This window comes from Pseudomonas sp. BB438 (assembly GCF_057180225.1).
Genome location: NZ_CM170001.1, coordinates 5,058,078 through 5,081,824, shown reverse-complemented (window position 1 = coordinate 5,081,824; position 23,747 = coordinate 5,058,078). Strand labels below are relative to the sequence as shown.

27 protein-coding genes and 1 pseudogene are annotated in these 23,747 nt (G+C 64.3%); 17 read left to right on the top strand and 11 right to left on the bottom strand.

Annotated elements, in window-relative coordinates:
* The first annotated feature begins 27 nt into the window (after nt 1-27).
* Entirely contained in the window at nt 28-621 is a 594-nt protein-coding gene (pnuC, locus tag AC1ZV1_RS23435) for a nicotinamide riboside transporter PnuC (protein WP_484293845.1), read from the top strand.
* Entirely contained in the window at nt 621-1,643 is a 1,023-nt protein-coding gene (locus tag AC1ZV1_RS23430; RefSeq protein WP_484293844.1) for an AAA family ATPase, read from the top strand. The genes pnuC and AC1ZV1_RS23430 overlap by 1 nt, the downstream gene beginning before the upstream one ends.
* Here AC1ZV1_RS23430 and AC1ZV1_RS23425 read toward each other — a convergent pair.
* Nucleotides 1,640-2,344 (bottom strand): glutathione binding-like protein, encoded by a 705-nt coding sequence (locus tag AC1ZV1_RS23425; protein WP_484293843.1) that lies wholly within the window; start codon nt 2,342-2,344, stop codon nt 1,640-1,642. The two genes, AC1ZV1_RS23430 and AC1ZV1_RS23425, sit on opposite strands and share 4 nt — an antisense overlap.
* 136 nt (nt 2,345-2,480) lie before the next feature.
* On the opposite strand from AC1ZV1_RS23425, the gene AC1ZV1_RS23420 reads away from it, so the two are divergent.
* Nucleotides 2,481-2,918 (top strand): HIT family protein, encoded by a 438-nt coding sequence (locus AC1ZV1_RS23420; RefSeq protein ID WP_484293842.1) that lies wholly within the window; start codon nt 2,481-2,483, stop codon nt 2,916-2,918.
* Nucleotides 2,919-2,937: 19 nt separating this feature from the next.
* On the opposite strand, the gene AC1ZV1_RS23415 is transcribed toward AC1ZV1_RS23420, so the two are convergent.
* Nucleotides 2,938-3,357, bottom strand: coding sequence for a 3-isopropylmalate dehydratase (locus AC1ZV1_RS23415; protein ID WP_484293841.1), 420 nt, complete (start codon nt 3,355-3,357; stop codon nt 2,938-2,940).
* 175 nt (nt 3,358-3,532) lie between these two features.
* Here AC1ZV1_RS23415 and AC1ZV1_RS23410 point away from each other — a divergent pair, with 175 nt between their 5' ends.
* The gene (locus AC1ZV1_RS23410; protein ID WP_484293840.1) at nt 3,533-4,597 is read left to right on the top strand and encodes a GGDEF domain-containing protein; all 1,065 of its coding nucleotides are present in this window, start codon (nt 3,533-3,535) and stop codon (nt 4,595-4,597) included.
* Here AC1ZV1_RS23410 and AC1ZV1_RS23405 read toward each other — a convergent pair.
* Entirely contained in the window at nt 4,579-5,622 is a 1,044-nt protein-coding gene (locus AC1ZV1_RS23405; protein ID WP_484293839.1) for an acyltransferase family protein, read from the bottom strand. The two genes, AC1ZV1_RS23410 and AC1ZV1_RS23405, sit on opposite strands and share 19 nt — an antisense overlap.
* 87 nt (nt 5,623-5,709) lie before the next feature.
* Nucleotides 5,710-6,894, bottom strand: a complete 1,185-nt coding sequence (locus AC1ZV1_RS23400; RefSeq protein WP_484293838.1) for an MFS transporter — start codon at nt 6,892-6,894, stop codon at nt 5,710-5,712.
* Nucleotides 6,895-6,997: 103 nt separating this feature from the next.
* Here AC1ZV1_RS23400 and AC1ZV1_RS23395 point away from each other — a divergent pair, with 103 nt between their 5' ends.
* Nucleotides 6,998-7,900, top strand: coding sequence for a LysR family transcriptional regulator (locus tag AC1ZV1_RS23395; RefSeq protein WP_484293837.1), 903 nt, complete (start codon nt 6,998-7,000; stop codon nt 7,898-7,900).
* Between the two features lies 1 nt (nt 7,901).
* Here the strand turns inward: AC1ZV1_RS23395 and AC1ZV1_RS23390 are convergent, their stop codons facing one another.
* Nucleotides 7,902-8,414 carry an ankyrin repeat domain-containing protein gene (locus AC1ZV1_RS23390; RefSeq protein WP_484293836.1) on the bottom strand — a complete coding sequence of 171 codons (513 nt, stop codon included), beginning with the start codon at nt 8,412-8,414 and terminating at the stop codon, nt 7,902-7,904.
* Nucleotides 8,415-8,840: 426 nt separating this feature from the next.
* Here AC1ZV1_RS23390 and AC1ZV1_RS23385 point away from each other — a divergent pair, with 426 nt between their 5' ends.
* The 3 genes from AC1ZV1_RS23385 to AC1ZV1_RS23375 are packed head-to-tail and all read left to right on the top strand — an operon-like array spanning nt 8,841 to nt 10,806.
* Nucleotides 8,841-9,962 (top strand): beta-ketoacyl-ACP synthase III, encoded by a 1,122-nt coding sequence (locus AC1ZV1_RS23385; RefSeq protein ID WP_484293835.1) that lies wholly within the window; start codon nt 8,841-8,843, stop codon nt 9,960-9,962.
* Nucleotides 9,962-10,573 (top strand): RNA polymerase sigma factor, encoded by a 612-nt coding sequence (locus tag AC1ZV1_RS23380; protein WP_484297618.1) that lies wholly within the window; start codon nt 9,962-9,964, stop codon nt 10,571-10,573. The genes AC1ZV1_RS23385 and AC1ZV1_RS23380 overlap by 1 nt, the downstream gene beginning before the upstream one ends.
* On the top strand, nt 10,567-10,806 hold the full coding sequence (locus tag AC1ZV1_RS23375; protein ID WP_484293834.1) for an anti-sigma factor family protein: 240 nt from the start codon (nt 10,567-10,569) through the stop codon (nt 10,804-10,806). The genes AC1ZV1_RS23380 and AC1ZV1_RS23375 overlap by 7 nt, the downstream gene beginning before the upstream one ends.
* A 73-nt stretch (nt 10,807-10,879) precedes the next feature.
* Here the strand turns inward: AC1ZV1_RS23375 and AC1ZV1_RS23370 are convergent, their stop codons facing one another.
* Entirely contained in the window at nt 10,880-11,794 is a 915-nt protein-coding gene (locus tag AC1ZV1_RS23370; protein WP_484293833.1) for a DedA family protein/thiosulfate sulfurtransferase GlpE, read from the bottom strand.
* A 300-nt stretch (nt 11,795-12,094) separates the two neighbouring features.
* Between AC1ZV1_RS23370 and AC1ZV1_RS23365 the strand changes: the two genes are divergently transcribed.
* Nucleotides 12,095-13,411, top strand: a complete 1,317-nt coding sequence (locus tag AC1ZV1_RS23365; protein WP_484293832.1) for an OprO/OprP family phosphate-selective porin — start codon at nt 12,095-12,097, stop codon at nt 13,409-13,411.
* Nucleotides 13,412-13,579: 168 nt separating this feature from the next.
* Here the strand turns inward: AC1ZV1_RS23365 and AC1ZV1_RS23360 are convergent, their stop codons facing one another.
* Entirely contained in the window at nt 13,580-14,044 is a 465-nt protein-coding gene (locus AC1ZV1_RS23360) for an N-acetyltransferase family protein (RefSeq protein ID WP_484293831.1), read from the bottom strand.
* A 145-nt stretch (nt 14,045-14,189) separates the two neighbouring features.
* Here AC1ZV1_RS23360 and AC1ZV1_RS23355 point away from each other — a divergent pair, with 145 nt between their 5' ends.
* Nucleotides 14,190-15,329, top strand: a complete 1,140-nt coding sequence (locus tag AC1ZV1_RS23355; RefSeq protein WP_484293830.1) for an acyl-CoA dehydrogenase family protein — start codon at nt 14,190-14,192, stop codon at nt 15,327-15,329.
* A 42-nt stretch (nt 15,330-15,371) separates the two neighbouring features.
* A complete protein-coding gene (locus AC1ZV1_RS23350; protein WP_484293829.1) occupies nt 15,372-16,553 on the top strand; it encodes a CaiB/BaiF CoA transferase family protein in 1,182 nt (393 codons plus the stop codon).
* A 6-nt stretch (nt 16,554-16,559) separates the two neighbouring features.
* Here the strand turns inward: AC1ZV1_RS23350 and AC1ZV1_RS23345 are convergent, their stop codons facing one another.
* From AC1ZV1_RS23345 to AC1ZV1_RS23335, 3 genes are all read right to left on the bottom strand, one after another.
* Entirely contained in the window at nt 16,560-17,057 is a 498-nt protein-coding gene (locus tag AC1ZV1_RS23345) for a SprT family zinc-dependent metalloprotease (protein ID WP_484293828.1), read from the bottom strand.
* Nucleotides 17,058-17,226: 169 nt separating this feature from the next.
* Nucleotides 17,227-17,823, bottom strand: a complete 597-nt coding sequence (locus AC1ZV1_RS23340; protein WP_024764594.1) for a Yip1 family protein — start codon at nt 17,821-17,823, stop codon at nt 17,227-17,229.
* Nucleotides 17,824-17,983: 160 nt separating this feature from the next.
* A complete protein-coding gene (locus AC1ZV1_RS23335; RefSeq protein WP_484293827.1) occupies nt 17,984-18,580 on the bottom strand; it encodes a DNA-J related domain-containing protein in 597 nt (198 codons plus the stop codon).
* A 101-nt stretch (nt 18,581-18,681) separates the two neighbouring features.
* Between AC1ZV1_RS23335 and ttcA the strand changes: the two genes are divergently transcribed.
* From ttcA to AC1ZV1_RS23305, 6 genes and pseudogenes are all read left to right on the top strand, one after another.
* Nucleotides 18,682-19,509: a tRNA 2-thiocytidine(32) synthetase TtcA gene (gene ttcA, locus AC1ZV1_RS23330; RefSeq protein WP_017522174.1), complete on the top strand. Its 828-nt coding sequence runs from the start codon at nt 18,682-18,684 to the stop codon at nt 19,507-19,509.
* A gap of 19 nt (nt 19,510-19,528) precedes the next feature.
* On the top strand, nt 19,529-20,200 hold the full coding sequence (locus AC1ZV1_RS23325; RefSeq protein WP_484293826.1) for a DNA-3-methyladenine glycosylase I: 672 nt from the start codon (nt 19,529-19,531) through the stop codon (nt 20,198-20,200).
* Between the two features lie 28 nt (nt 20,201-20,228).
* Nucleotides 20,229-20,993: an NAD-dependent protein deacylase gene (locus AC1ZV1_RS23320; RefSeq protein ID WP_484293825.1), complete on the top strand. Its 765-nt coding sequence runs from the start codon at nt 20,229-20,231 to the stop codon at nt 20,991-20,993.
* Between the two features lie 69 nt (nt 20,994-21,062).
* Entirely contained in the window at nt 21,063-21,689 is a 627-nt protein-coding gene (locus AC1ZV1_RS23315) for a C40 family peptidase (protein WP_484293824.1), read from the top strand.
* A gap of 80 nt (nt 21,690-21,769) precedes the next feature.
* The gene (locus AC1ZV1_RS23310; RefSeq protein ID WP_484293823.1) at nt 21,770-22,300 is read left to right on the top strand and encodes a C40 family peptidase; all 531 of its coding nucleotides are present in this window, start codon (nt 21,770-21,772) and stop codon (nt 22,298-22,300) included.
* A 15-nt stretch (nt 22,301-22,315) separates the two neighbouring features.
* A pseudogene (locus AC1ZV1_RS23305) lies at nt 22,316-22,958 on the top strand (O-methyltransferase).
* A gap of 39 nt (nt 22,959-22,997) precedes the next feature.
* Here AC1ZV1_RS23305 and AC1ZV1_RS23300 read toward each other — a convergent pair.
* Nucleotides 22,998-23,747: an SDR family NAD(P)-dependent oxidoreductase gene (locus AC1ZV1_RS23300; protein ID WP_484293822.1), complete on the bottom strand. Its 750-nt coding sequence runs from the start codon at nt 23,745-23,747 to the stop codon at nt 22,998-23,000.

Genomic DNA, 23,747 nt, shown 5'->3' with positions numbered 1-23,747 from the left:
TCCCAGCCCTGGCGCAAGGATGAAGCCATGCCGTCGAATCTCGAGATAGCCGCGAACCTGGTCAACCTGCTGGCGGTGCTGCTGGCAGCCCGTAACAGTGTCCACACCTGGACCCTGGGTGTGGTCGGTTGCCTGCTGTTCGGCTGGATGTTCTACACCGTGCAGTTGTACGCCGACGTGCTGCTCCAGGGATTCTTCATCGTCACCAGCCTGATGGGCTGCTGGGCCTGGTTGCGGGGTGACGCCGGGACGGCGCTGCCGATCAGCCGTACCGCCCCGCGCGACCTGCTGGCGATGTCGGCGCTGGCTGTCCTGGTGGCGTCGGGCTACGCGCTGCTGCTGCACCATTTCACCGACGCCTACGCGCCGTGGATCGATTCGCTGGTGCTGGCCTTCAGTGTGCTGGCGCAGTTCCTGCTCATGCGCCGGCGCTTGGAAAACTGGGTCATCTGGCTGCTGGTGAACACGCTCGCGGTGCCCTTGTACGCGTCCCGGGGACTCCATCTCACGGCCGCGCTGTACCTGCTGTTCTGGTTCAACGCCTGGTATGGCCTGTACCGCTGGCGCGCCGAATTGCGTTCGCAGGCCCAGGCTGGCGTGCCGGCGGGAGCGCCGGCCTGATGGTTGAAGCCGGGCTGGTCGTCGGCAAATTCTCGCCGCTGCACCTGGGGCACGAACACCTGATTCGACAGGCGCAGCAGCACTGCCGCCGACTTTACCTGTTGTGCTATTCGCTGCCGGAAATGCCCGGCTGCCCGGCTTCGCTTCGGGAGAAGTGGCTGCACGAACGCTTCGCCGATCTGCCCAGTTGGGTCATCACTCCCGCGCACGTTGAGGCCTGGCGCGCAGCGGGCAAAGCGCTGCCCCTATTGCCGCTGAATGACGCGGCGGAGGACCTGCACCGGCAGTTCGTCGCCGACTTCTGCCGCGAAGTGATCGGCGAGACCGTGCAGGCGGTGTTCACCAGCGAAGATTACGGCGATGGCTTTGCGGCGCATCTGGCGACGAGCTTTGGCCATCCGGTCCGGCATGTCAGCGTGGATCGCCTGCGGGTTACGGTGCCGGTCTCGGGCACGGCGCTGCGCGATGACGTACACGCTCTGCGCGATTTCCTCGCACCGTCGGTCTACGCGGATTTCGTCGAACGGGTGGTATTGCTCGGTGGCGAGTCCACCGGCAAGTCCACCCTCAGCCGACGGTTGGCGGAGCGCACCGGCACAGGGTTCGTGGCCGAATATGGTCGGGAGCTGTGGGAAGAGAAGGGCGGGGCGCTGGTCTACGACGACCTGCTGCACATCGCCGAAACGCAGGTGGCGCGGGAGGAGCAGGCGTGCGCGACGGCGTCACGCTACCTGTTCTGCGATACGTCGCCGCTGACCACGCTGCTCTACTGCCAGTCGATGTTCGGCCGCGCCGAAGAGGCGTTGCAGCAGTTGGCCGAACGACCCTACGCGCACGTCTTCCTCTGCGCCGATGATTTCCCCTTCGTGCAGGACGGCACTCGTCGCGAAGAGGATTTTCGTCGCTGGCAGCAGGCCTGGTATGTCGCCGAGCTGCAACGGCGGGGCGTGGCCTACGAGGTGTTGAGCGGGACGCTGGAACAGCGCACGGAGCAGGTGCTCCGCGCGCTGGCGGCGGACTAGTCGCGCTTGGGGATGTTCAGCCCGCGCTGCACGGCCGGGCGCGCGAGGAAGCGCTCGAGCACGCGCTTCACGTTCTTGAAGTTGTCGAACCCGACCAGTTCGCCGGCCTCGTAGAAGCCGACCAGGTTGCGGATCCACGGGAAGGTGGCGATGTCGGCAATGGTATAGCGCTCGCCCATGATCCAGTCGCGGCCTTCCAGATGGCGGTCGAGCACGCTCAGCAGGCGCCTGGATTCGTCGACGTAACGCTGCAGTGGGCGCTTGTCCTCGTAGTCCTTGCCGGCGAATTTGTTGAAGAAGCCGATCTGCCCGAACATCGGGCCGATCCCGCCCATCTGGAACATCAGCCACTGCAGGGTTTCGTAGCGGCCGCTGGCGCCGGGGGCGATCAGCGAGTCGGTCTTGTCGGCGAGGTAGACCAGGATCGCGCCGGATTCGAACAGCGCCAGCGGCTTGCCGTCCGGGCCATTGGGATCGAGGATCGCCGGGATCTTGTTGTTCGGGTTCAGCGAGAGGAACTCCGGTGACATCTGGTCGTTGCGTTCGAAGCTGACCAGGTGCGGCTCGTAGGGCAGGCCGAGCTCTTCCAGCATGATCGACACCTTCACCCCGTTGGGCGTGGGCAGCGAGTACAGCTGCAGGCGGTCAGGATGTTCGGCGGGCCATTTGCGGGTGATGGGGAACGCGGAAAGGTCTGACATGCATACTCCGGTCAGGTCACTGAAGAAAAGCAGCGGAAGGCTCAGGATAGCCCTCCGCGCGCTGTCGGTCATGACCCGCGCGCGACAAACCGGTATGGTGCGGCCCCATACCCAGTCACTGGAAAAGGAGTCGGCCATGAGCCTGCAAGGCACTTACGATCCGCAGAACATCTTCGCCCAGATCATTCGTGGCGAAGCACCCTGCTACAAGCTGTACGAGGACGACGACGTGCTCGCCTTCCTCGACCTGTTCCCGCAGTCCTACGGTCACGCGCTGGTGATCCCGAAGAACTCCCCGGCACGCAACATCCTCGACGTCGACCCCGACGCCTTGGCCAAGGTGATGCGCGTAGTGCAGCGCCTGACCGGCGTGATCGTCGCGGAGCTGAATCCCGATGGCGTGCAGGTCGCCCAGTTCAACGGCGCGCCGGCCGGGCAGACGGTGTTCCACATCCACGTGCACATCGTCCCGCGTTATGCCGGTGAGGGCCTGGGTATCCATGCGGCGAACAAGGCCGAGGCGGCGGAACTGGAGAAGCTGCAGGCGCGTCTCGTTGCCCGTCTGAACGGCTGAGGCGCACCCGCGCCGGCGGTTACTCGACCGCCGGCTTGATGTCGAAGCCGGTGCGGTTGTCGCTGACGATGCGGAACGCGTTGTTGCCGCCCGGTTCGAGCGGCACCAGCAGCTCGCGGCGCAGCATGGCCTTGCTGCACAGGCCTTCACCATCCTTGTCACCGATGATGCCGACCACGTGCTTGCCCACCGGCACGTGGAAGCTGGCCGACTCGCCCTTGCCGATGCGCGCGGCGATTTCATGGTCGATGGTGAGGGCGACGTAGCAGCCGCCGCCGATGTAGCCTACGTCACGGGACACGTCGACCTTAACGCTGTCCTTGCCCGGCTGCTGGTAGGCCAGCAGGCGGTCGGCGGGGACAGGTTGGGTTTCATCGCTCTGGTACGAGGCACAGCCGGAAAGCGCGAGCAGGGACAGGACGGCAAGGATCGAACGCATACACTTCCTCCATGGACAATGCAGCCAAGGCTAGCCCATCCGCCCGGATTCCGTCGGGTTGACGACGCAGCGTGAGAAATTGGAGTAGTCTTCAGCAAACGTGAATCGGGCTGGAGTGCCCGGACGCCGCCATTTCGGCCGACCCGCCGGGCGGTCGCGCCAAGGAGCAGGGCTGATGCACCGCAACAGCGACCCCGACCACCTGTTCGAGTCCAACGCCGGACCGACCGGCCTGGAGGAAGCCGATCACCGCTTGCTGATGCGGCTGATCTTCGGTTGCACCGGGGCGACCCTCGGGGTGTTCTCGATCCTGCAGTACCTGGCCGGCAATCTCTGGCTGGCCGGTGCCGAGCTTGCGACCTGCGGGCTGCTGCTGTGGGCCGCACACCGTCTGAAACGCGTCCGCAAGCTGGTGCCCTGGATCGTCGCCTACCTGCTGCCGACCTTCTGTTTCATCCTCTACATCATCGTCATGCCCAACGCCTCGGCCACGGCCTTCGTCTGGGTCTACCTGATGCCGGTGATGGCCTACCTGCTGCTGGGCAAGTGGCGCGGGTTCCTGCTCGCCGTACCGTTCATGCTCATGGCCACGGTGATGTACCTGCACGCCAACCGCCTGCGCCTGGATGCCCCGGGGCTGATCGACATTGGCAATGGCATCTTCTGCGGCGTGCTGGTGATTGCCTTCATGCATGTCTACGAGGAGCGCCGTGCCGCTGCCTACAAGCAACTGCGGCACCTGGCGCTGACCGATGCGCTGACCGGTGTGGCCAGCCGCGAGAGTTTCCAGCGCACGCTGCGCCGCTGCATCCAGGAATCGGCGCGTTACGAGACGCGCCTGGTGCTGGTGGTGCTGGACGTCGACCACTTCAAGAACATCAACGACCAGTGGGGCCACGATGCCGGCGACAAGGCGCTGCAGCACCTGTGCAATCGCCTGCGCCATCGGCTGCGTGCGACCGATCTGATCGGCCGGCTGGGCGGCGAGGAGTTTGGCCTGCTGCTGCCCTTCACCGACCGCTTCGATGCTACGCCGCTGGTGGAGTCCCTGCGGCGTGAGATCGACGAGGCGCCGCTGATGTACCAGGGTGAGCGCATCGCGATATCCGCCACCTTCGGCCTTGCCGAGTGGCCGGGCGATGGGCTGGATGCCGATGAGCTCTACCGCTGTACCGACCGCCGCCTGTACCGCGGCAAGGCCGAGGGGCGCAACCGGCTGGTCTACAGCGACCCGGCCTGAACTCGCTTCGCGACCAGGGGCTCGGCGATGCGCGCATAGACCGTGCGCACCTGGCGCGCCATCTTAAGCTCTACCCATTCGTAGCTCAGCCAGGACAGGAGCAGGATCGCCGGCACGCTGAGGCCCAGCGTCTGGTAGGGCGTCAGGCCTAGCCGCTCATGCAGCCAGTACGCGGCCAGCCAGAGCACGATCACGTGCAGCAGATACACCGAGTAGGACCAGTCACCCAGCGCGTGCAGCACTTTGCTGCGCTCGAACAGTGGCTCCAGCGCCACACACGCGGCGAGCAGCGCGGCGGCGGGAAGGCCCCAGGTCAGCAGGCGCCAGGGGTGGTCGGCAGGGAACAGCGCGATGGTCGCGATCGCCATGGCGGCTGTCAGCAGTGCCAGTGGGCGCGCCCAGTTCAGCCAGCCGCGACGGTACAGCGCCGCCAGACCCAGGCCGAGAAGGAACTCGAAGATGATCGGATTGCGGTAGAAGTGGCTGATCCACGGCTCGCGTGCCAGTACCTGGGCGACCAGCAGCACCAGTGCAGTCACCAGCCACGGACGCCAGCGTTCGGCCACCAGAAAGGAGAGTGCGAAGAGGCCGTAGAAAAGCATCTCGAAGTTCAGCGTCCAGCCCACCGGCAGCACCGGGTACAGGCCGAAGCCGCCAGGGTTTTCGCTGGGGATGAAGAGCAGCGACAGCAGCAGTGATTTGCCGCCGACGCCGTAGATCGGCATCACGTCGGCGAAGGCGTAGAGGATCAGCGCGGTGAGCGCCGTATAGAGCCAGTAGGCCGGGGCGACGCGGGCCAGGCGCTGGACCAGGAAGGTCACCGGGGACATCGGCCGGCCGGCACTGGAGAGGTGGATCACGAAGCCGCTGAGGACGAAGAAGATATCCACCCCGACCTGGCCGCGGGTGGAGAGGAGCTTGCCGCCGAGGCTGTCGGCGCGAAAGTCGAAGAACACCTGCATGAAGTGATGGAACACCACCAGCCAGGCGGCCAGTGCCCGCAGTGCCTGAAGCGAAACCAGCATGGGTGGGCGAGTCCTCCGTCTGTGGATAAAAGAAAGGGGCGCGAATTTGCGCGCCCCTTTCCTCGACAGTACGGTTTCGCCGATCGTTCACCGGGCCTGCTGGACGGTCGCTGCCGACAGCGCCGGTTCACGTTCCAGGCGCAGGCACAGCAGTGCGGTGGCGATGGCCGCGACCGGTAGCACGGCGCCGACCCAGGGCAGCGCGGCGAGCCCCGGGCCGTGGTCGATGGTCATGCCGCCCAGCCAGGCGCCCAGGGCATTGCCCAGGTTGAAGGCGGCGATGTTGAAGCTGGCGGCAACGCTCTGGCCGGCGCCATGGGCCTTCTCCAGCACCCACATCTGCAGTGGCGGCACGGTGGCGAAACCGGCGGCCCCGAGCAGCGCGATGAAGATGACCACGGCGACCTGGTTCTGCAACGCGAAGCTCATCAGGCCCATGACCACCGCCAGTGCCACCAGGCTGCCCAGCAGGGCCGGAACCAGTTTGCGATCGGCGAGCTTGCCGCCGAGCAGGTTGCCCAGCACCAGGCCGCCGCCGAACACCAGCAGCACGGGCGACACGGCGCTTTCGGAGAAACCGGAGAGACGGGTCAACAACGGCGACACATAGCTGAACACGGTGAACACCCCGCCGAAGCCGAGCACGGTGGTCAGCAGGCCGAGCAGCACGGCCGGGCGCTTCAGTACTCGGAAGTCGTCGCGCAGGTTGCCGGCGGCGGGCGGTGCGCCGTGGCGCGGCAAGTAGATCGCCAGGATCGCCAGGGCAAGCAGGCCGATGCCGGTCACCACCCAGAAGGCTGCGCGCCAGCCGTAGAGTTGGCCGAGCCAGGTGCCCAGCGGCACGCCGAGGATGGTCGCGACGGTGAGGCCGGTGAACATCAGGGCGATGGCCGAGGCGCGGCGCTCGGCCGGCACCAGGCTGGTGGCGACCACCGATCCGACGCCGAAGAAGGTGCCGTGGGCGAAGGAGGTCAGCACCCGCGCCGCCATCAGCGTGGTGTAGTCCGGGGCCAGGGCACAGGCCAGGTTGCCGAGGGTGAAGATCAGCATCAGCCCGAGCAGGGTTCGGCGTTGCGGCCAGCGCGCGGTGAGGGCGGTGAGCAGCGGAGCGCCGAGCACCACGCCCAATGCGTAGCCGGAGATCAGCAGGCCGGCGGCGGAGATGGAAACGCCGAAGTCATGACCGACTTCCAGCAGCAATCCCATGATCACGAATTCGGTAACGCCGATGCCAAAGGCACCGGCGGTCAAGGCGTACAAGGCAATGGGCACGTGGGCTCTCCCGGACGATTCGAAGAATGCTCGCCACCTTATCCCCGTGCGTATTGCTGATATAGACTGCCTATAAGCAAATCACCTGTGAATTGAATTCAAGATGGCCCGCCCCGACGTCAATCGCTTTGGCGAAATGGAAGTCTTCATCCGTGTGGTGGAAACCGGCGGCTTCACCGCCGCTGCGCAGCAGTGTGGGATGACGCCCTCGGCGGTGAGCAAGCTGGTGGCGCGCCTGGAGGATCGTCTCGGCGCGCGGCTGTTCAACCGCTCCACGCGGCGCCAGCAGCTCACCGCCGAAGGTGCGGCGTTCCACGAACGTAGCCTGCGCATCCTCGCCGACCTGGACGAAGCCGAGCGCGAGGCGTCGGCCAGCGCAGAGCCGCAGGGCAGGGTGCGCATCAGCTGCAACCTGCCGGTGGGCCGGCAGTTCCTCATCCCGGCGCTGCCGCTGTTCTTCGAGCGCTACCCCGGCGTCAAGCTCGACCTGCAACTGACCGATGAAGTGGTGGACCTGCTGGAGGTGCGCGCCGACGTGGCCGTACGCAGCGGCCCGCTGCGGGACTCGCGACTGGTGGCGCGTTCGCTGGGAGAGTCCGGGCACAAGATAGTCGCCGCGCCCGCGTATCTGGCGCGGCACGGTGCGCCGCAGCATCCCCGTGACCTGGGCGAGTACAACTGCGTGGGCTTCAGCTACCGGCGGGTCGAGCCGGACTGGCCGTTTCTGGGCAAGGCGCCGGATGCCCCCGAGCCCAGCGGCAACCTGCTGGCCAGCGATGGCGACAGTGTGCGTCACCTGGCACTGGCGGGGCTGGGGTTGGCGCGGCTGGCAGAATTTCAGGTACGTGAGGATATTGCTGCCGGACGGCTGGTGGCGGTGCTGGAGGACTTCAATCCTGGCGACCGCAAACCCATGCACGCGCTCTACCTGGGCAAGCCGGGGCACCTGCCCGCGCGGGTGCGCGCGGTGCTCGACTTCCTCGCCGAGCACGTGCGCATCGACTGACTCAGGCGGCTTCGAGCAACGCCAGGGTATCGGCCGCGCCCATCATCTTCGCCGCCGCCAATGCGGTCAGACCGCTCGCATCGCGGGCTTCTCGATTGGCGCCGTGTTCCAGCAGGCAGCGCACAATCTCCGGGCGATTGAACATGGCCGCCATCATCAGCGCGGTCTTGCCGTCGGGCGATGCCCCTTCGACCTGTGCGCCCCGGCCGAGAAGCAGGCGCACCATCTCCAGGTCGCCCTTGAAGGCGGCACCGGCCAGCGGTGTCTGCCCGGCGTTGTTGCGCAGGTCCGGGTCGGCGCCGTGGTCGAGCAGCACGCCAACGGTGTCGTGGTGGCCGTAGTAGCTGGCCAGCATCAGCAGGCTGTCGCCCTTGTGGTTGCGCAGGTTGGCAGGCAGGCCCTGGTGCAGCAGTTCCGTCAGGCGCTCGGTGTCACCCTGGCGGGCGAGGTCGATGACCTGATTGGCAAATTCCAGGGTCTGTTCGTCCATTTCCGGGCGGTTTTCGGCACTCATCCTGAAGTCTCCTTGGCAAATTCGGGAATGCGCTGAAGGATAAGGAGCTGCGCATCCGGGTGCGCCAATATTGCGCCTATGGTGCCGGTGGAAAATTTCAATCCATTGCTTCAGGGCAGGCGCAGCGTGATTCGCGTCCATCATCTTGCGCAAATGACGCCCTCGCACGGCGGCTTTTCGGCGAAAATTGCAGCATAATCGGCGGTCAGTGGTTGCACCTGCGGTATCACCGCGAGCCGCTGGGCGGCCAGAAGTGCCGCTCGCCGTGCGGAATGGCAAACTGCCCGGTTGCAGGGGACGCCATCCCGCAGCCTTCGCGCCGAGCGTGAAAGCCCAAGAATATTCAGTGCCGGCCAGTGTGCGGGCACCTTGATGCCTAACCCAGCCGCCCGGCCCGGCGGCTTTGAGAATTGAAGAGGATTGACCGTGCATAAAGTCGTGATCAGCGGAACCGGCCTGTATACCCCGCCGTTCAGCATCTCCAACGATGAACTGGTGGAATCCTTCAACGCCTACGTCCGCAGCTACAACGACCAGCACGCTGACGCTATCGCCAAGGGCGAAGTGGAAGCTCTCTCCGAGTCCAGCTCGGCGTTCATCGAGAAGGCCTCCGGCATCAAGAGCCGCTTCGTGGTGAACAAGGAAGGCATCCTTGACCCGCAACGCATGGCGCCACGCATCCCAGAGCGTTCCAACGAAGACTGGGGCATCCTCTGCGAGATGGCCGCCGCCGCCGCCAAGCAGGCCCTGCAGCGCGCCGGCCGCACGCCCGAAGACATCGACGGCGTGATCGTCGCCTGTTCCAACCTGCAGCGCGCCTACCCCGCCGTGGCCATCGAAGTGCAGGCCGCCCTCGGCATTCAGGGCTTCGGCTATGACATGAACGTCGCCTGCTCGTCGGCCACCTTCGGCATCCAGGCCGCGGTGAACAGCGTGCAACTGGGCCAGGCCCGCGCGATCCTCATGGTCAACCCGGAGATCTGCACCGGCCACCTGAACTTCCGCGATCGCGACAGCCACTTCATCTTCGGCGACGCCGCTACCGCCGTGGTCATCGAGCGCGCCGATCAGGCCACCAGCGAGCACCAGTTCGAGGTGGTCAGCACCAAGCTGCTGACCCAGTTCTCCAACAACATCCGCAACAACTTCGGCTTCCTCAACCGCGCGGCGGAAGAGGGCATCGGCGCCCGTGACAAGCTGTTCGTGCAGGAAGGCCGCAAGGTGTTCAAGGACGTCTGCCCGATGGTGGCCGAGCTGATCGGCGAGCACCTGGCGCAGAACGACATCCCGGTCAGCGACGTGAAGCGTTTCTGGCTGCACCAGGCCAACCTGAACATGAACCTGCTGATCACCCGCAAGCTGATCGGCCGCGACGCCGAGGCCCACGAAGCGCCGGTGATCCTCGACACCTACGCCAACACCAGCTCGGCCGGTTCGGTCATCGCCTTCCACAAGTACCAGGACGACCTGCCCGCCGGCTCCATCGGCGTGCTGAGCTCCTTTGGCGCCGGCTATTCCATCGGCAGCGTGATCCTGCGCAAGCGCTGATCGTGCCCGCCGACGACAGCGAGCTGTTGTCGCGCCTGCTGGCCGGTGACCAGCAGGCCTTTCGCACCCTGGTGGCGACCTACCAGGGTGCGATGCGCGCCGTGGCCATTGCCATTGTCGGCGCCGCCCATGCCGATGAAGTGGTGCAGGATGCCTGGCTCGCCGCCGTGCGCAACCTGGACGGCTTTCAGGGGCGCTCCAGCCTCAAGACGTGGCTGCTGACCATCACCGCCAATACCGCCAAATCCCGCCTGCGCAAGGTCCGCCGCGACGTCTCGCTGGACGAACTGCCCGCGCCTCACGGCAGCATCGACGATACCCGCTTCGCCGCTGATGGCCACTGGAGCCCGGCGCCGTTCGCCTGGCACGAGGACTCGCCCGAAGCCCTGCTGGCCGAGGACGAGCTGCGCCAGTGCCTGGAGAAGACCCTGGACAGCCTCTCCGAGCTGCAGCGCAGTGTGTTGCTCCTGCGAGAGCGCCAGGGGCTGGAACTCGAAGCGATCTGTAACCTGCTGGAGATTTCGCTCTCCAATGTCCGGGTGCTGCTGCACCGTGCCCGCCTGAAGGTGTTTGCCACCGTGGAGCATTTCGAGGAGACCGGGGAATGCTGACCTGCAAGGAACTGGTGGCTCGCTCCAGCGACCTGCTGGACGAACAGCTGGGCTGGCGCGAGAAGCTTGCGCTACGCCGGCACCTGCTGCTGTGCCGCAACTGCCGACGCTACCTGCGGCAAATGCGCCTGACGCAGGCGACCCTGCGCCTGCTGCCGGATCCGCCACGCCCGGACGCGGAGCGCCTGGCCGACCACCTCGCCGAATTGCGTCGGGACAGCGCGCGGCGCTGATCCTGCGCCAACCTCCCCTGTGGGAACAGGCCCTGCCCGCGACAGCGCGCGACGCGCTCTTTCAGGCGACTCCTCAGCGCGGGCTTTGCGCTCGCCACGCATCCAACCCACCCGACAGCGCCCACGTCCGTGGGTGTCCGAATGCCTGTAGCCGCTCCGCCAGCATCGCTGCGGACAGCTCGTGGGGGCAAGCGCAGTAGATCACCACGTCCTTGTCCGTCAGGCTGTCGCCCAGCTGGTCCAGCGCGCCGTCCAGGCTGAAGGCGATGGAGCCGGGAATCGCTTCGTCATCGAACTGCGCACGCACATCGAGAATCAGCGGCGGCTCGCCAGCGTCCAGGCGCGCGCGCAGCTCGTCGACGCTGATACGCGGAATCCGCGCGGTGCGCTTGAGCAGGCTGAAGCGCTGCCAGAGCTTCCAGGCGATGAACAGCGTGAAGGCGCCCAGCAATGCCGACACGCCGATGCTGGCGTACTCGGTGAGCCAGTCGAGGAGGCGGTCGACCGCGCTGCTGAAGATGCTCCCGAGCATCAGCGCGGAACCTGCCCAGAGCGCCGCGCCAGCGCAGTCGTAGGCGAGGAAGCGCGGCAGCGGCGTGCGTGTCATGCCGGCCATGGTCGTGGTCAGCGCGCTGGCGCCGGGGAGGAAGCGCGAGATCAGCAAGGCGCGTGGGCCGATGCGCAGGTAGAGGCTCTGGCTCTGGCGGATACAGCTGTCCGGGGACAGCGAGACCTTGCACACGCTGCGCAGCATGAAGCCTCCGTAGCGCCGCCCGGCGAAGAACCAGATCAGGTCGGCGGTCAGGCAGGCGCAGACGGCCACTGCCAGTGCCTGGCCCAGCGGAACACCACTGCCCTGCAGGGCCAGGGCGCCAGCGACAATCAGTGCCGGATAGGCCGGAATCGGCAGGCCCAGCTGTTCCAGCAGGACGTTGAAGAACAGCAGGGTGAGGCCGTGTTGCTGGATCAGGGGTTGCAGTTCGTGCATGGGAAAGCCTGAGCGGGAACGTCTTTCAGGAGAGGCTGACAGCATACCGGCAAAGTAGACGACAGAAATCGTCTGCAAGCCTAGTCAGGCGCGGCCTAGGACCTTTATGCCATAACGAAATCAAAAGTTCCGCTGTAATAAAAGTTTTATCTACGAGCAACTGATCTGAAATAACCCCTCGCCAAGATTCCCAGCAACACAAACGGGGGCCGCCAGAACGGCCTGTGCGAGTCCTTGGGGGGCGCGCAGCAGCCAGGCACTCGGCGTGTTCAACGCAAATACCATTAAGGGGAATCTTCGATGATCCGTAAGCACTTCGCCGGTTACGCCGCCACTGCCCTGGCACTGGCCGTTTCCGCCCAGGCTTTCGCAGGCACAGTCACCACCGATGGCGCCGATATCGTTATCAAGACCAAAGGCGGTCTTGAAGTCGGCACCACCGACAAGGAATTCAGCTTCAAGCTCGGTGGCCGTCTGCAAGCGGATTACAGCCGCTTCGATGGTTTCTACACCAAGAACGGCAACAACGGTGACGGCGCCTACTTCCGTCGCGCCTACCTGGAACTGGGCGGCACTGTCTACAAAGACTGGAAATACCAGATCAACTACGACATGTCCCACAACTCCGGTAACGCTGACAACGGTTACTTCGACGAAGCTTCCTTCAGCTACACCGGCTTCGCCCCGGTTACCCTGAAGTTCGGCCGCTTCGACCCGGACTTCGGTCTGGAAAAAGCCACCAGCTCCAAGTGGGTGACCGCTACCGAGCGTACCTCCGCTTACGAACTGGCGGACTGGATCAACACCCACCAGGACGGCATGGGTGCCCAGGTTGGCGGCGTCGTCGCCAACATGGCTTACCTGGACGCCGGCATCTATGCCAAGGACGCCGACGACACCGACGGCGACAGCGTCAAGCAGTTCAACTTCCGCGGCGTGTTCGCTCCGATGAACACCGATGGCAACGTCCTGCACGTCGGCCTGGATTACGCCTACCGTGACCTGAACGACACTGCCTTCGACTCCCGCATCCGTCCGCGTCTGGGCATGCGTGGCATCGCCACCAACGGCGGTAACGATGCTGGCGACAACGGCAACCGCGCTACCTTCGGCGGCGCTACCCTGAGCCCGGCCGGTTCCTACAAGGACGACTCCACCTGGGGTGCTGAATTCGCCTACGCCATCGGCCCGTTCTCCGCTCAGGCCGAATACCTCAAGCGCAAGCTGAAGGCTGATGCTTCCGCGTATGAAGACATCAAGGCTGACGGTTACTACGGCCAGCTGGCCTATACCATCACCGGTGAATCCCGCGTGTACAAGCTCGATGGCGCCAAGTTCGACACCATCAAGCCGTCCAACAAGGAAATCGGTGCCTGGGAAGTCTTCTACCGTTACGACCACATCAAGGTTGATGACCCGAACGTGGTCGTGGCTACCGCCACCCGCGACGTGGGCGACACCAAGGCCAGCACCAACACCATCGGTGTGAACTGGTACGCCAACGAGGCCGTGAAGGTCTCCCTCGACTACGTTCACGTCAGCACCGACGGCATTCGCAATGCCAACGGCGACGACGACGGCAACGGTGTCGTGACCCGTCTGCAGTACGTGTTCTAAGAACTACAGCACTACCGTTTGACTCCTTTGTGTGAACCCCCGCCTCGGCGGGGGTTTTTTTATGGGGGTTGGCATCGCTTTTCGTTGGAGCGAGCCTTCTCGTGAATAGGCCCAGCGCCGAAGTGGCCGGAAGCAGTCTTCGCGAGCAAGCTCGCTCCTGCCGCGGGCTCAGCGAAGCAGGGGCCCTGCTGGCCGCCGATGGAATTCGAATTCGAGCAGTTCATCGAACGGATTGCCCATTTCCAGCCGTGTCCAACCGAGCTTGAGAAGGAAAGCCAGCGCCCCCGGGTTGTCCGGCCGCACGCTGGCCCGCCAGAGCGGGCTGCTCTGCAATTCGGGGCGATTCATCACCAGCCCCATGACCGCACGTCCGATGCCGGAGCCGCGTAAATCCGGGCGCACGGCGAGGTCGGTGACGAAGTAATAGGGGTGAGCCGGGTCGGGCAGGCTGATCCCCACCACCGCCGCCAATCGTTCACCACGCAGGATGCTGTACAGCGCCCTGTCCGGATCGATCAACCCCTGTTCCATCCAGGCGCGGTCCATGGGACCCAGCTGCGCATCGAGCAGCGGGTCGGCGAACCAGCTTTCGTACGGCGGAAGGTCCTTTGCCTGGAAAGGTCGGATCTGCATGCGGGCGCTCTCCGGTGCACCTTTGGGATGTTTCACACTGGCATCCACTGGGCGATTGCGTCAATCGACCCTGAGCGCTCGCGTCATTGAGGCCGCGCGCAGCCAGCACCTACCCTGCGGGCACTCAACCCACCGGGAGTCGACCATGCTGCGCAATCACTTCGAGACCGAGCACAACCTGTTCCGCGATGCGTTCCGATCGTTCCTCAACAAGGAAGTGGTGCCTCACCAGGAGGAGTGGGAAGAAGCCGGTGTGGTGGACCGCAGCGTCTGGCGCAAGGCCGGGGAGATGGGCTTTTTGCTGCCCTGGGCGGAAGAGGAGTACGGCGGCACCGCGCTGAAGGACTTCCGCTACGAACAGATCATGTGTGAGGAACTGGCTGCCATCAACGAGCCGGGCTTCATGATTCCGCTGCACTCGGCGCTGTGCGGCCCCTACATTGCCGAGTACGGCAACGCTGAGCAGAAAGCGCGCTGGCTGCCGGGGATCATTCGCGGCGAAAGCATCCTGGCGGTGGCGATGACTGAGCCGTCGGCCGGCTCCGACCTGGCGGGCATGCGCACCACGGCGGTGGACAAGGGCGATCACTTCGTCCTCAACGGCTCCAAGGTGTTCATTTCCAACGGCCTGCTGGCGGACCTGGTGATCGTCGCGGCGAAGACCGATCCTTCGAACAAGCATGCGATGGGCCTGTTCGTGGTCGAGCGCGGCATGGAAGGCTTCGAGCGCGGGCGCAACCTGAAGAAGCTGGGCATGAAGAGCCAGGACACCGCCGAGCTGTTCTTCAACAACGTGAAGGTGCCGAAGGAAAACCTGCTGGGCGACGCCAAGGGCGGCTTCTTCTACCTGATGAACATGCTGGCGCAGGAGCGCCTGACCAACGCCTGCGGCGCGGTAGCCGGTGCCGAGGCGGCGCTGAACGCGACCATCGACTACGTGAAGGAGCGCAAGGCGTTCGACCGCCCGGTAGCGCACTTCCAGAACACCCGCTTCAAGCTCGCCGAGATGCGCACGCAGATCGACGTCGCGCAGGTCTTCACCGACCGCTGCGTGATGGACCACAACCAGAAGAAGCTCACCCCCGAAGTGGCCGCCGAGGCCAAGCTGTTCACCACCGAGTTGCTGTGCAAGGTGGTCGATGAAGGCGTGCAACTGCACGGCGGCTGGGGTTACATGTGGGAGTATCCGATCTGCAAGATGTACGCGAACGCGCGCATCCAGCGCATCTTCGCCGGTACCTCGGAGATCATGAAAGAGATCATCAGCCGCGGCATGAAGCTTTGAGGCGCGGCGCCCACGCATCGATTGAGCGAAACAGGAGTGCCCATGAACGGCCCGCTCGCCTCACTGAAGATCCTCGATTTCTCCACCCTGCTGCCGGGCCCGTTCGCCTCGCTGCTGCTGGCCGACATGGGCGCCCAGGTGCTGCGCGTGGAGTCGCCCACGCGCATGGATCTGGTGCGCGTGCTGCCACCGCATGTGGATGGTACGTCCGCCAGTCACGCCTACCTGAACCGCAACAAGCGCTGCATCGCGCTGGACCTGAAGCAGGCGCAGGCGGTGGAGGTGGTGAAGCAACTGGTGCAGGAGTACGACATCGTGCTCGAACAGTTCCGCCCCGGCGTGATGGACAAACTGGGCGTTGGCTACGAGGCGCTCAAGGCGATCAACCCGAAGCTGATCTACGTGTCGATCACCGGCTACGGCCAGACCGGGCCTCTGCGCGACCGCGCCGGGCATGACATCAACTACCTGGCCCTGGCCGGCGTCGCCAGTTACACCGGTCGCCGCGAGAGCGGCCCATTGCCGCTGGGCGTGCAACTGGCGGACATCGGCGGCGGTTCGCTGCATGGCGTGATGGGGTTGCTGGCGGCGGTCATCCATCGGCAGCAGACGGGGGAGGGGCAGCAGGTCGACGTCAGCATGACCGACTGCGCCTTTAGCCTGCATGGCATGGCGGGTGCGGGTTATCTGGCGGCCGGCGTGGAGCCGGAGATGGAAGGTCTCGCCCTCAACGGCGGCAGTTTCTACGACTACTACCGGACCCGCGATGGCCGCTGGTTCTCGGTCGGCAGCCTGGAGCCGCAGTTCATGCAGCAGTTCTGTGCTGCCATCGACCGCCCGGAGCTGGCTTCGCGCGGGCTTTCGCCGAAGCCGGAAGACCAGCAGGCGCTGAAGCGCGAGATCGCCATCGAGTTCGAGAAGCACGACTTCAGCGAATGGCAGGAACGTTTCGCGGCGTTGGACGCCTGTGTCGAGCCGATGCTATCGCTGGCCGAGGCGGTGGAGCACCCGCAATTGGTCGAGCGCGGAGTAGTGACGCGGGTCCCCAATGGCAAGGGCGGCGAGCAGCGGCAGATGGCCTGTCCGATTCGCTTCTCTGCCGGGCTGCCCGAGCCGCGCCATATTGGCGCTGCGTTGGGTGCGCACACGGCGGATGTGATGGCGGAGTTGGGTTATACCGACGAGCAGGTGGCAGCGCTCAAGGCCGCCAGGGTCATCGCCTGACCGGCGTCACTCTCGGCGGGTTTCGCCGGTGAAGATCAGCGTCGCGCGGCAGCGCCGGCAATAGTAGCGGCGGCCCTGGGCGACCAGGTTATGACGCTGGGATGAGAAGGGGAATTCATTGCCTGCGCCGCAGTGGCAGCGGTACAGGTAGCGCGTGGTGCGCCGGCGCTTGATCTCATAGGTGTGGCAGCGATCGGGTGGCAGGCCGTAGATGCCGCGCATGATCAACTGCCACTCTTCACCATGCGGACGAATGCGCGGACCGAACATCTGGTGGGCGATCAGGTGGGCCACTTCATGGGCCACGGTCTGCTGCAGGAAGTGGTCGTGGTTTTCCCGGTACAGCTGCGGGTTGAAGCGCAGCAGGTTCTCATCCAGGTGGGCGACGCCGGCCTTCTGGCCGCGTAGCCGGAAGCTCACTTCCGGGCGGGGAAAGCGCCGCTGGAAGAAGGCTTCGGCCTGCTGGTAGCAGGCTTCGACGCGAGCGTTGAGCTGTTCAGGCATACAGTGGTTCTCCGACGGGGGCAGATTATGCCGCAGTCGGAGCGTCGATGGAGGATTTCTCGCGCCCGCTCGTCCGGGGTGCAGGTTCAGGCAAGTTGGGCGAGTTTCAGGCAAGCACGCAAAACAAAACCGGGCCGCTGGGGCCCGGTTTTTCGGTCATGTCGCGCAATCAGGTGTATTCCGGGCCGACGCCGCTGCCCCAGAGGATGACCGAGAGGGCCATCATCGCCACCAGCACCACCAGTCCTACCGCCAGGACCGAACTGGAGAACAGGAAGCCTTCATCCTTGGGGATGTTCATGAAGGTCGGGATGCCGACGTAGAGCAGGTAGACGGTGTAGCAGATCGCGGCGGTGCCGATGATCATGCCCAGCCACAGGTGTGGGTAGAGCGCCGCCAGGCCGCCGATGAACAGCGGGGTGGCGGTGTACGCGGCGAACACTATGCATTGGGTCAGCGATGGCGATGCGTCGTAGGTGCGGGCCATCCAGTGGATGAAGGCGCCCATGACGGCGACGCCGGCGAGCATGGCGATGTAAGTCATGATGGTCAGCTGTATCGCGCTGGCGGCCGTCAGCTTCACCGGTCCCGCATTGCCCAATACCCAGCCGACCTGCGTGGTGCCGATGTAGGCGGAAATGACCGGGATGGCAGCGAGGATCAGGACGTGGGTCAGGTACATGTGGCTGATGGATTCTTCCTCGCCGCGGATGTCCTGCCATTCCTGATCGGGATGGGTGAAGAGCCCCCACACATGATGGATCATGTCAGCATTCTCCTCTTCTTATAGAAGGTCGCCCCCCAGCGAGGCGCCCGATACGCGTAGCCAGCGTCATCCGGCGCCCGGCCGACCTATGCGACCTTAAGTCGCAGTATAGGAATGGCTGCAAGCCACGTCGTCCGTGGGGTTAGAGCAAATGGAAGTTTCACGGCCGGCTGTAATAGCGCTCCAGAATTTCCATGGCCTTGTTGATCGATTGCAGGCGGGTGGTGCTGCCGCCCCTATCAGGGTGGTGCTGGCTGACCAGTTGGCGGTAGCGGAGCTTGATCAGCGCGTAGTCCACCGGGCCGTCTTCCAATTCGAACAGGGCCAGTGCGGCCGCCTTCTCCTCGCTGCCCTGCATGCGCGTCCAGAAGCTCCTCAGCAGCTTCTCCACGTCGCGCTCGGTGGTTTCCTTCAGATGCTTCTCATCCAGGTAGTAGGCACGTAGCGCATCCTGCTCCCCAAGTGCCTGCACGCCACTCCTATAAGAAGAGAGACGAATCTGCAGCGGGCCGATCTCCAGATGCGCCGCGCGCGCTTCCCAAAGCCGGTCGCGTAGGCGGTACAGCGCGTTGAACACCAGGAAATGGGTGCGAAACAGCACCAGCTTGTCGGTCAACGGCAGGTTGGGTACATGGGTGGAGTGCCGAGCCTTGAGCTGCTGGATCAACTGGAACTCGGAAATTCCTTCAGGCGCTTCCTGCAGCAACTGCAGGAGCTGCTCCGTGAGGTCGAGAGAAGAATCGAGATCGGGCGTCATGTTGTGAGATTAGCAGTAGCCCGATGGAGGGGCTGGGGTATGCGTCGCTTTGCGCGTAAAATGATCGGCTTTTCGTCTTGCCCTTCGGATTCCAGAGCACCATGGCCAGCACCCTTTCGGTCAACCAGAACAAACTGCAGAAACGCCTGCGCCGCCAGGTTGGCGAAGCGGTCACCGACTTCAACATGATCGAGGACGGCGACAAGGTGATGGTCTGCCTGTCCGGCGGCAAGGACAGCTATACCCTGCTGGACATCCTGCTGTACCTGCAGAAGGTGGCGCCGATCCAGTTCGAGATTGTCGCGGTAAACATGGACCAGAAGCAGCCGGGCTTCCCCGAGCACGTGCTGCCGGCTTACCTGGAGTCCATCGGTGTGCAGTACCACATCATCGAGAAGGACACCTACTCGGTGGTGAAGGAGAAGATCCCGGAGGGCAAGACCACCTGCTCGCTGTGTTCACGCCTGCGTCGTGGCACCCTCTACACCTACGCCGACGAGATCGGCGCGACCAAGATGGCGCTGGGACACCACCGCGATGACATCCTGGAAACCTTCTTCCTTAATATGTTCTATGGCGGCACCCTCAAGGCCATGCCGCCCAAGTTGCTGTCCGACGACGGCCGCAACGTTGTAATCCGCCCGTTGGCGTACTGCAACGAGAAGGACATCGAGGCCTACTCGGTGCTCAAGGAGTTCCCGATCATCCCGTGCAACCTGTGCGGCTCGCAGGAAAACCTGCAGCGCCAGGTGGTCAAGGAGATGTTGCTGGACTGGGAGCGCAAGTCGCCGGGCCGTACCGAAATCATGTTCCGCGCCCTGCAGAACGTGGTGCCGTCGCAGTTGGCCGATCGCAACCTGTTCGACTTCAACAGCCTGCGCATCGACGAGACCGCCACCCCGCGCTTCCTCGACGTGATGAACCTGTAAGACCTCGCAAGGACGCCCGATGCGCGATTACCAGTGGCTGTACGAATACTGCCTGAACCGCTTCGGCTCGATCGAGGCGCTGGAGGCTCGCCTGCCGCGCGCCAAGTCGTCAGCCGAATTGTTGGCGGTTGGCGATGATCGCTACCTGTCGCTGATCAGCCTGCGCATCTTCCGTGCGGGCCTCAAGCACAGCCTGGTGGACGCCAAGTGGCCGGCCTTCGAGGAAGTCTTCTTCGGCTTCGCCCCCGAGAAGGTCGTGCTGATGGGCGGCGAGCGCCTGGAGAACCTGATGCAGGACACCCGGCTGATCCGCCACCTGGGCAAGCTCAAGAGCGTGCCGCGCAATGCCCAGTTCGTCCTCGACATTGCCCGCGAATACGGCAGCTTCGGTGCGTTGCTGGCGGATTGGCCGTCCAGCGACATCGTCGGTCTCTGGAAGCTTCTGGCCAAGCGCGGCAACCAGCTGGGCGGGATGTCCGCGCCGCGTTTCCTGCGCATGGCCGGCAAGGATACCTTTGTCCTGAGCGATGATGTGGTCGCGGCGCTCAAGGCCCAGGAAATCGTCGACAAGACGCCGACCAGCCTGAAGGACCTGGCGCTGGTACAAACGGCGTTCAACACCTGGCAGGAACAAAGTGGACGTCCGCTGTGCCATATCTCGATGATGCTGTCGTACACGGTCAACCACTGACGCGCGGCCCGGCCGCGGAGGAGGGCGCATGGATTCGGCCATCGAACGCAGCGGCGCGGCACTGGCTCGCGCCGAACGCATCCTGGTGATCACCGGTGCCGGGCTCTCCGCCGATTCGGGCATGCCGACTTATCGTGGCCTGGGTGGCCTGTACAACGGCCGGACGGCTGAGGGAATACCCATTGAGGCTGCCATCTCCGGTCCGATGCTGCAGAAGGATCCCGCGCTGTGCTGGAAGTACCTGGCAGAACTGGGCAAGGCCTGCCTGAGTGCACAACCCAACGCTGGCCATGACGCCATCGCCGAACTGCAACGGCTCAAGCCGGAGTGTTGGGTGCTGACGCAGAACATCGATGGCTTCCACCGTCGCGCCGGTTCGCCGGCGGATCGGCTGATCGAGATCCATGGCGAACTGGCCCCGCTTTACTGCCAATCGTGCGGGCTCGAAAGTGCCGAACTGGCAGGTCATCTGGATGGTCCGATGCCACCGAGATGCGCACGTTGCGCAGGCGTCCTGCGCCCGTCGGTAGTGCTGTTCGAGGAGATGTTGCCGGAGGCGGCGATCGACACGCTCTACGCGCAACTGCGCAAGGGATTCGATGCCGTTCTGCTGGTCGGGACCACTGCGAGCTTTCCCTATATCATCGAGCCGGTACTGCGCACGCGGGACGCGGGAGGCTTTACCGCGGAGGTGGATCCGGGGCTGACCGACCTGAGTTCGGTGGTCAAAGAAAGAATGGTGGGTCGAGCCTTAGACATTATGCCGCGTCTGCTGAGTCACATTCCGCGATAAAAAACTTGCATTAGCCCCATTGAGCGGGCAAATTAGCCCGCTAATAAATGGAGCTAATGAGACACGGTCGTGCCCATGCTTAAACGCTTAGCACCCCTCGTGCCCATGAGTTTCGTTCTGCTGCTGGCAGCTTGTGCCAGCCATTCGCCGGAATCGCAGCCGAACCAGGTCGCTTCAGTGCCTGCTACTCGAGCAGCGTTCCAGGTAAACCAGCACAACATAGTGCTGGGGAATGAGTCGCAGGACGAGGGGGCCAAAAACGATAACGGCAGTTCGACTGCCCATGTATCCGACATCCTGGACCGCGCGTTCTCGCTGATCGGTACCCCGTACCGCTTTGGTGGAAAATCGGAGCGTACTGGTTTCGACTGCAGCGGTTTCGTGGGCTATTTGTTCCGCGAAGAAGCGGGCATCAGCCTGCCGCGCTCCACGCGTGAGATGATCAATATGGATGTCCCGCTGGTCTCGAAAGAGGACCTGCAGCCGGGCGACCTGATCTTCTTTAACAACCGTGGTCGCGGTCGGGTCAGCCATGCCGGCATCTATATCGGTGACGGACAATTTATCCACTCCGCCAGCCGCCGCGGCGGTGGTGTGCGGGTGGACAGCCTGGACGAGAGCTACTGGCGCCTGAGCTACATGGAAGCCAAGCGCGTACTCGAGCCCGGCTACGAGCCGAAGACGGTGACTCGCTAAACTTAAAGTTTTACTTTAAGTATTGCGCTCAACTCACTGTTGGTACAAAGTGATGGCACTCCTTGACGGGATGCCATCACATGCTCATTCCTCAGCGCATCATATTCCTCGCTCTCATCGTTTCGCTGGCCGCCTGCGCCAGTCGTACTCCGCCGTCGCCGCCTCCCGTGGTGAACGCGCCCGCTGCTCCCGTCTACAACACCCAGGCTGCTGACGATGTCCTGATCCGTGCCATTGGCCTGGTCGGTACGCCTTATCGCTGGGGCGGCAACACGCCCGACGGCGGTTTCGATTGCAGCGGCCTGATCGGCTACGTCTACCACGATGCCACCGGCCTGATGCTGCCGCGCTCCACCCGCGAGATGATCTCCATGCGCGCGCCTACCGTTGGGCGCGAGTCCCTGCAGAGCGGAGACCTGGTGTTCTTCGCTACCAGCGGTGGACGCGGAGTCAGCCATGCGGGTATCTATGTCGGGGAAGGGCGTTTCGTTCATGCGCCCCGAACGGGCGGAACCGTGCGCCTGGACAGCCTCGACAGCGCCTATTGGCAGAAAGCCTTCCTGGAAGCCAAGCGCGTCCTCGCTGTACAGAATCTCGCCCTCCACCCCTGATCCTCAGGAGGGCCCATGACCACCCGCACGCTGAACCTGGACGACTCGCTCTACCAGTACCTCCTCGACGTCTCCCTGCGCGATTCCCCTGTCAAGGCTCGACTGCGTGCCGAGACGGCCAGCCTGCCGATGTCCCGCTGGCAGATGCCCCGGAGCAGGGGCAGTTTCTCGCCCTGCTGGTCAGGCTGATCGGTGCGAAGCGAATCCTCGAGATCGGTACCTTCACCGGCTACAGTGCACTGTGTATGGCTGAGGCCTTGCCTGTTGCGACCTCCCCGGCGAATACCACGATATCGCCCGCCGCCACTGGCGTGAGGCGGGTGTCGACTCGCGGATCGAGCTGTGTCTCGGGCCGGCGCTGGAGACGTTGGAGGGCTTGGTCACGGGCAACCAGCGGGGTGGTTTTGATCTGGTATTCGTCGACGCGGACAAGGCCAATTATCCCACCTATCTCGAATACGCTCTGAGCCTGCTGCGTGAGGGCGGCCTGGTTGTCTTCGACAATGTGCTGTGGAGCGGGCGCGTGCTGGAGGCGGGGCCGGAGAGCCCGGACACGCGGGCGATTCAGCAGCTCAACCTCGCTTTGCAGAGAGATGAGCGGGTGGATTATTCGCTGGTGCCCATAGGCGATGGGATGAGTCTTTGCCGCAAGCGCTAGAGCTTGGATAACCTCGCCGTACGGCGAGGCTATGCCGGGTCAGATATTGAGCTTGTTGAAGATCGCTGCCGGCATGTGCCGGATGACCCACATGATCAATTGCCACTTCCTCGGGGTGTACAGCGTCGCTACTCCCTTGGCGTTAGCCTGGACGATGTCGCTGGCCACGTCTTCCACGGGAGCCAGGCGTGCACCTTCGCCCTTGAGATGCGCCGTCATGGGGGTGTCGGTGGGGCCGGGCTTCACCAGCAGTACCTTGACGTTGCTGCCGGCAAAGCGGTGCTGCAGGCCTTCCGCGTAACGGCTGACCAGGCCCTTGGCGGCACCATAGACATAGTTCGACTTGCGTCCACGGTCACCTGCTACCGAGCCGATGATGATCAGCGAGCCGCGATTGCTTCGCTCCATCTGTGCCGCGAAAGCTTCCGCAAACAGCACGGGTGAAATGCCGTTGATCGCCAGGGCTTCCTGCGCGATCGAGAGATCGCCCTGGCAGGCCTGTTGCTCGGGAAGCGAGCCGTGAGCGATCAGCACGATATCGGCAGGACCTTTGGCCAGCAGTTCATCGACCTGCCGCTGGATGGACTGCGGATCGATGAAGTCTGCGGTTGCGCAGCGGATCTCGCCGCTCGGGCTGCGGACCCTGAGGTCGGTGGCGATGCGCTCCAGCCTCGGAAGGTCGCGACCGACGAGTGTCATGTCGACATCCTGTCCTTGCGCCCAGAGGCGGGCGCAGTGCTCAGCGATGGCGGAGGTCGCTCCGATGATGATGATGCGTTTCCTGTTCAC

Coding starts and splice junctions, on each gene's coding strand:
- AC1ZV1_RS23430 (WP_484293844.1), top strand. CDS start 621: ATGGTTGAAGCCGGGCTGGTCGTCGGCAAATTCTCGCCGCTGCACCTG.
- AC1ZV1_RS23425 (WP_484293843.1), bottom strand. CDS start 2,344: ATGTCAGACCTTTCCGCGTTCCCCATCACCCGCAAATGGCCCGCCGAA.
- AC1ZV1_RS23355 (WP_484293830.1), top strand. CDS start 14,190: ATGCTGCGCAATCACTTCGAGACCGAGCACAACCTGTTCCGCGATGCG.
- AC1ZV1_RS23395 (WP_484293837.1), top strand. CDS start 6,998: ATGGCCCGCCCCGACGTCAATCGCTTTGGCGAAATGGAAGTCTTCATC.
- AC1ZV1_RS23390 (WP_484293836.1), bottom strand. CDS start 8,414: ATGAGTGCCGAAAACCGCCCGGAAATGGACGAACAGACCCTGGAATTT.
- AC1ZV1_RS23360 (WP_484293831.1), bottom strand. CDS start 14,044: ATGCAGATCCGACCTTTCCAGGCAAAGGACCTTCCGCCGTACGAAAGC.
- AC1ZV1_RS23365 (WP_484293832.1), top strand. CDS start 12,095: ATGATCCGTAAGCACTTCGCCGGTTACGCCGCCACTGCCCTGGCACTG.
- AC1ZV1_RS23410 (WP_484293840.1), top strand. CDS start 3,533: ATGCACCGCAACAGCGACCCCGACCACCTGTTCGAGTCCAACGCCGGA.
- AC1ZV1_RS23335 (WP_484293827.1), bottom strand. CDS start 18,580: ATGACGCCCGATCTCGATTCTTCTCTCGACCTCACGGAGCAGCTCCTG.
- AC1ZV1_RS23345 (WP_484293828.1), bottom strand. CDS start 17,057: ATGCCTGAACAGCTCAACGCTCGCGTCGAAGCCTGCTACCAGCAGGCC.
- AC1ZV1_RS23420 (WP_484293842.1), top strand. CDS start 2,481: ATGAGCCTGCAAGGCACTTACGATCCGCAGAACATCTTCGCCCAGATC.
- AC1ZV1_RS23405 (WP_484293839.1), bottom strand. CDS start 5,622: ATGCTGGTTTCGCTTCAGGCACTGCGGGCACTGGCCGCCTGGCTGGTG.
- AC1ZV1_RS23350 (WP_484293829.1), top strand. CDS start 15,372: ATGAACGGCCCGCTCGCCTCACTGAAGATCCTCGATTTCTCCACCCTG.
- AC1ZV1_RS23370 (WP_484293833.1), bottom strand. CDS start 11,794: ATGCACGAACTGCAACCCCTGATCCAGCAACACGGCCTCACCCTGCTG.
- ttcA (WP_017522174.1), top strand. CDS start 18,682: ATGGCCAGCACCCTTTCGGTCAACCAGAACAAACTGCAGAAACGCCTG.
- AC1ZV1_RS23320 (WP_484293825.1), top strand. CDS start 20,229: ATGGATTCGGCCATCGAACGCAGCGGCGCGGCACTGGCTCGCGCCGAA.
- pnuC (WP_484293845.1), top strand. CDS start 28: ATGCCGTCGAATCTCGAGATAGCCGCGAACCTGGTCAACCTGCTGGCG.
- AC1ZV1_RS23375 (WP_484293834.1), top strand. CDS start 10,567: ATGCTGACCTGCAAGGAACTGGTGGCTCGCTCCAGCGACCTGCTGGAC.
- AC1ZV1_RS23415 (WP_484293841.1), bottom strand. CDS start 3,357: ATGCGTTCGATCCTTGCCGTCCTGTCCCTGCTCGCGCTTTCCGGCTGT.
- AC1ZV1_RS23340 (WP_024764594.1), bottom strand. CDS start 17,823: ATGATCCATCATGTGTGGGGGCTCTTCACCCATCCCGATCAGGAATGG.
- AC1ZV1_RS23310 (WP_484293823.1), top strand. CDS start 21,770: ATGCTCATTCCTCAGCGCATCATATTCCTCGCTCTCATCGTTTCGCTG.
- AC1ZV1_RS23325 (WP_484293826.1), top strand. CDS start 19,529: ATGCGCGATTACCAGTGGCTGTACGAATACTGCCTGAACCGCTTCGGC.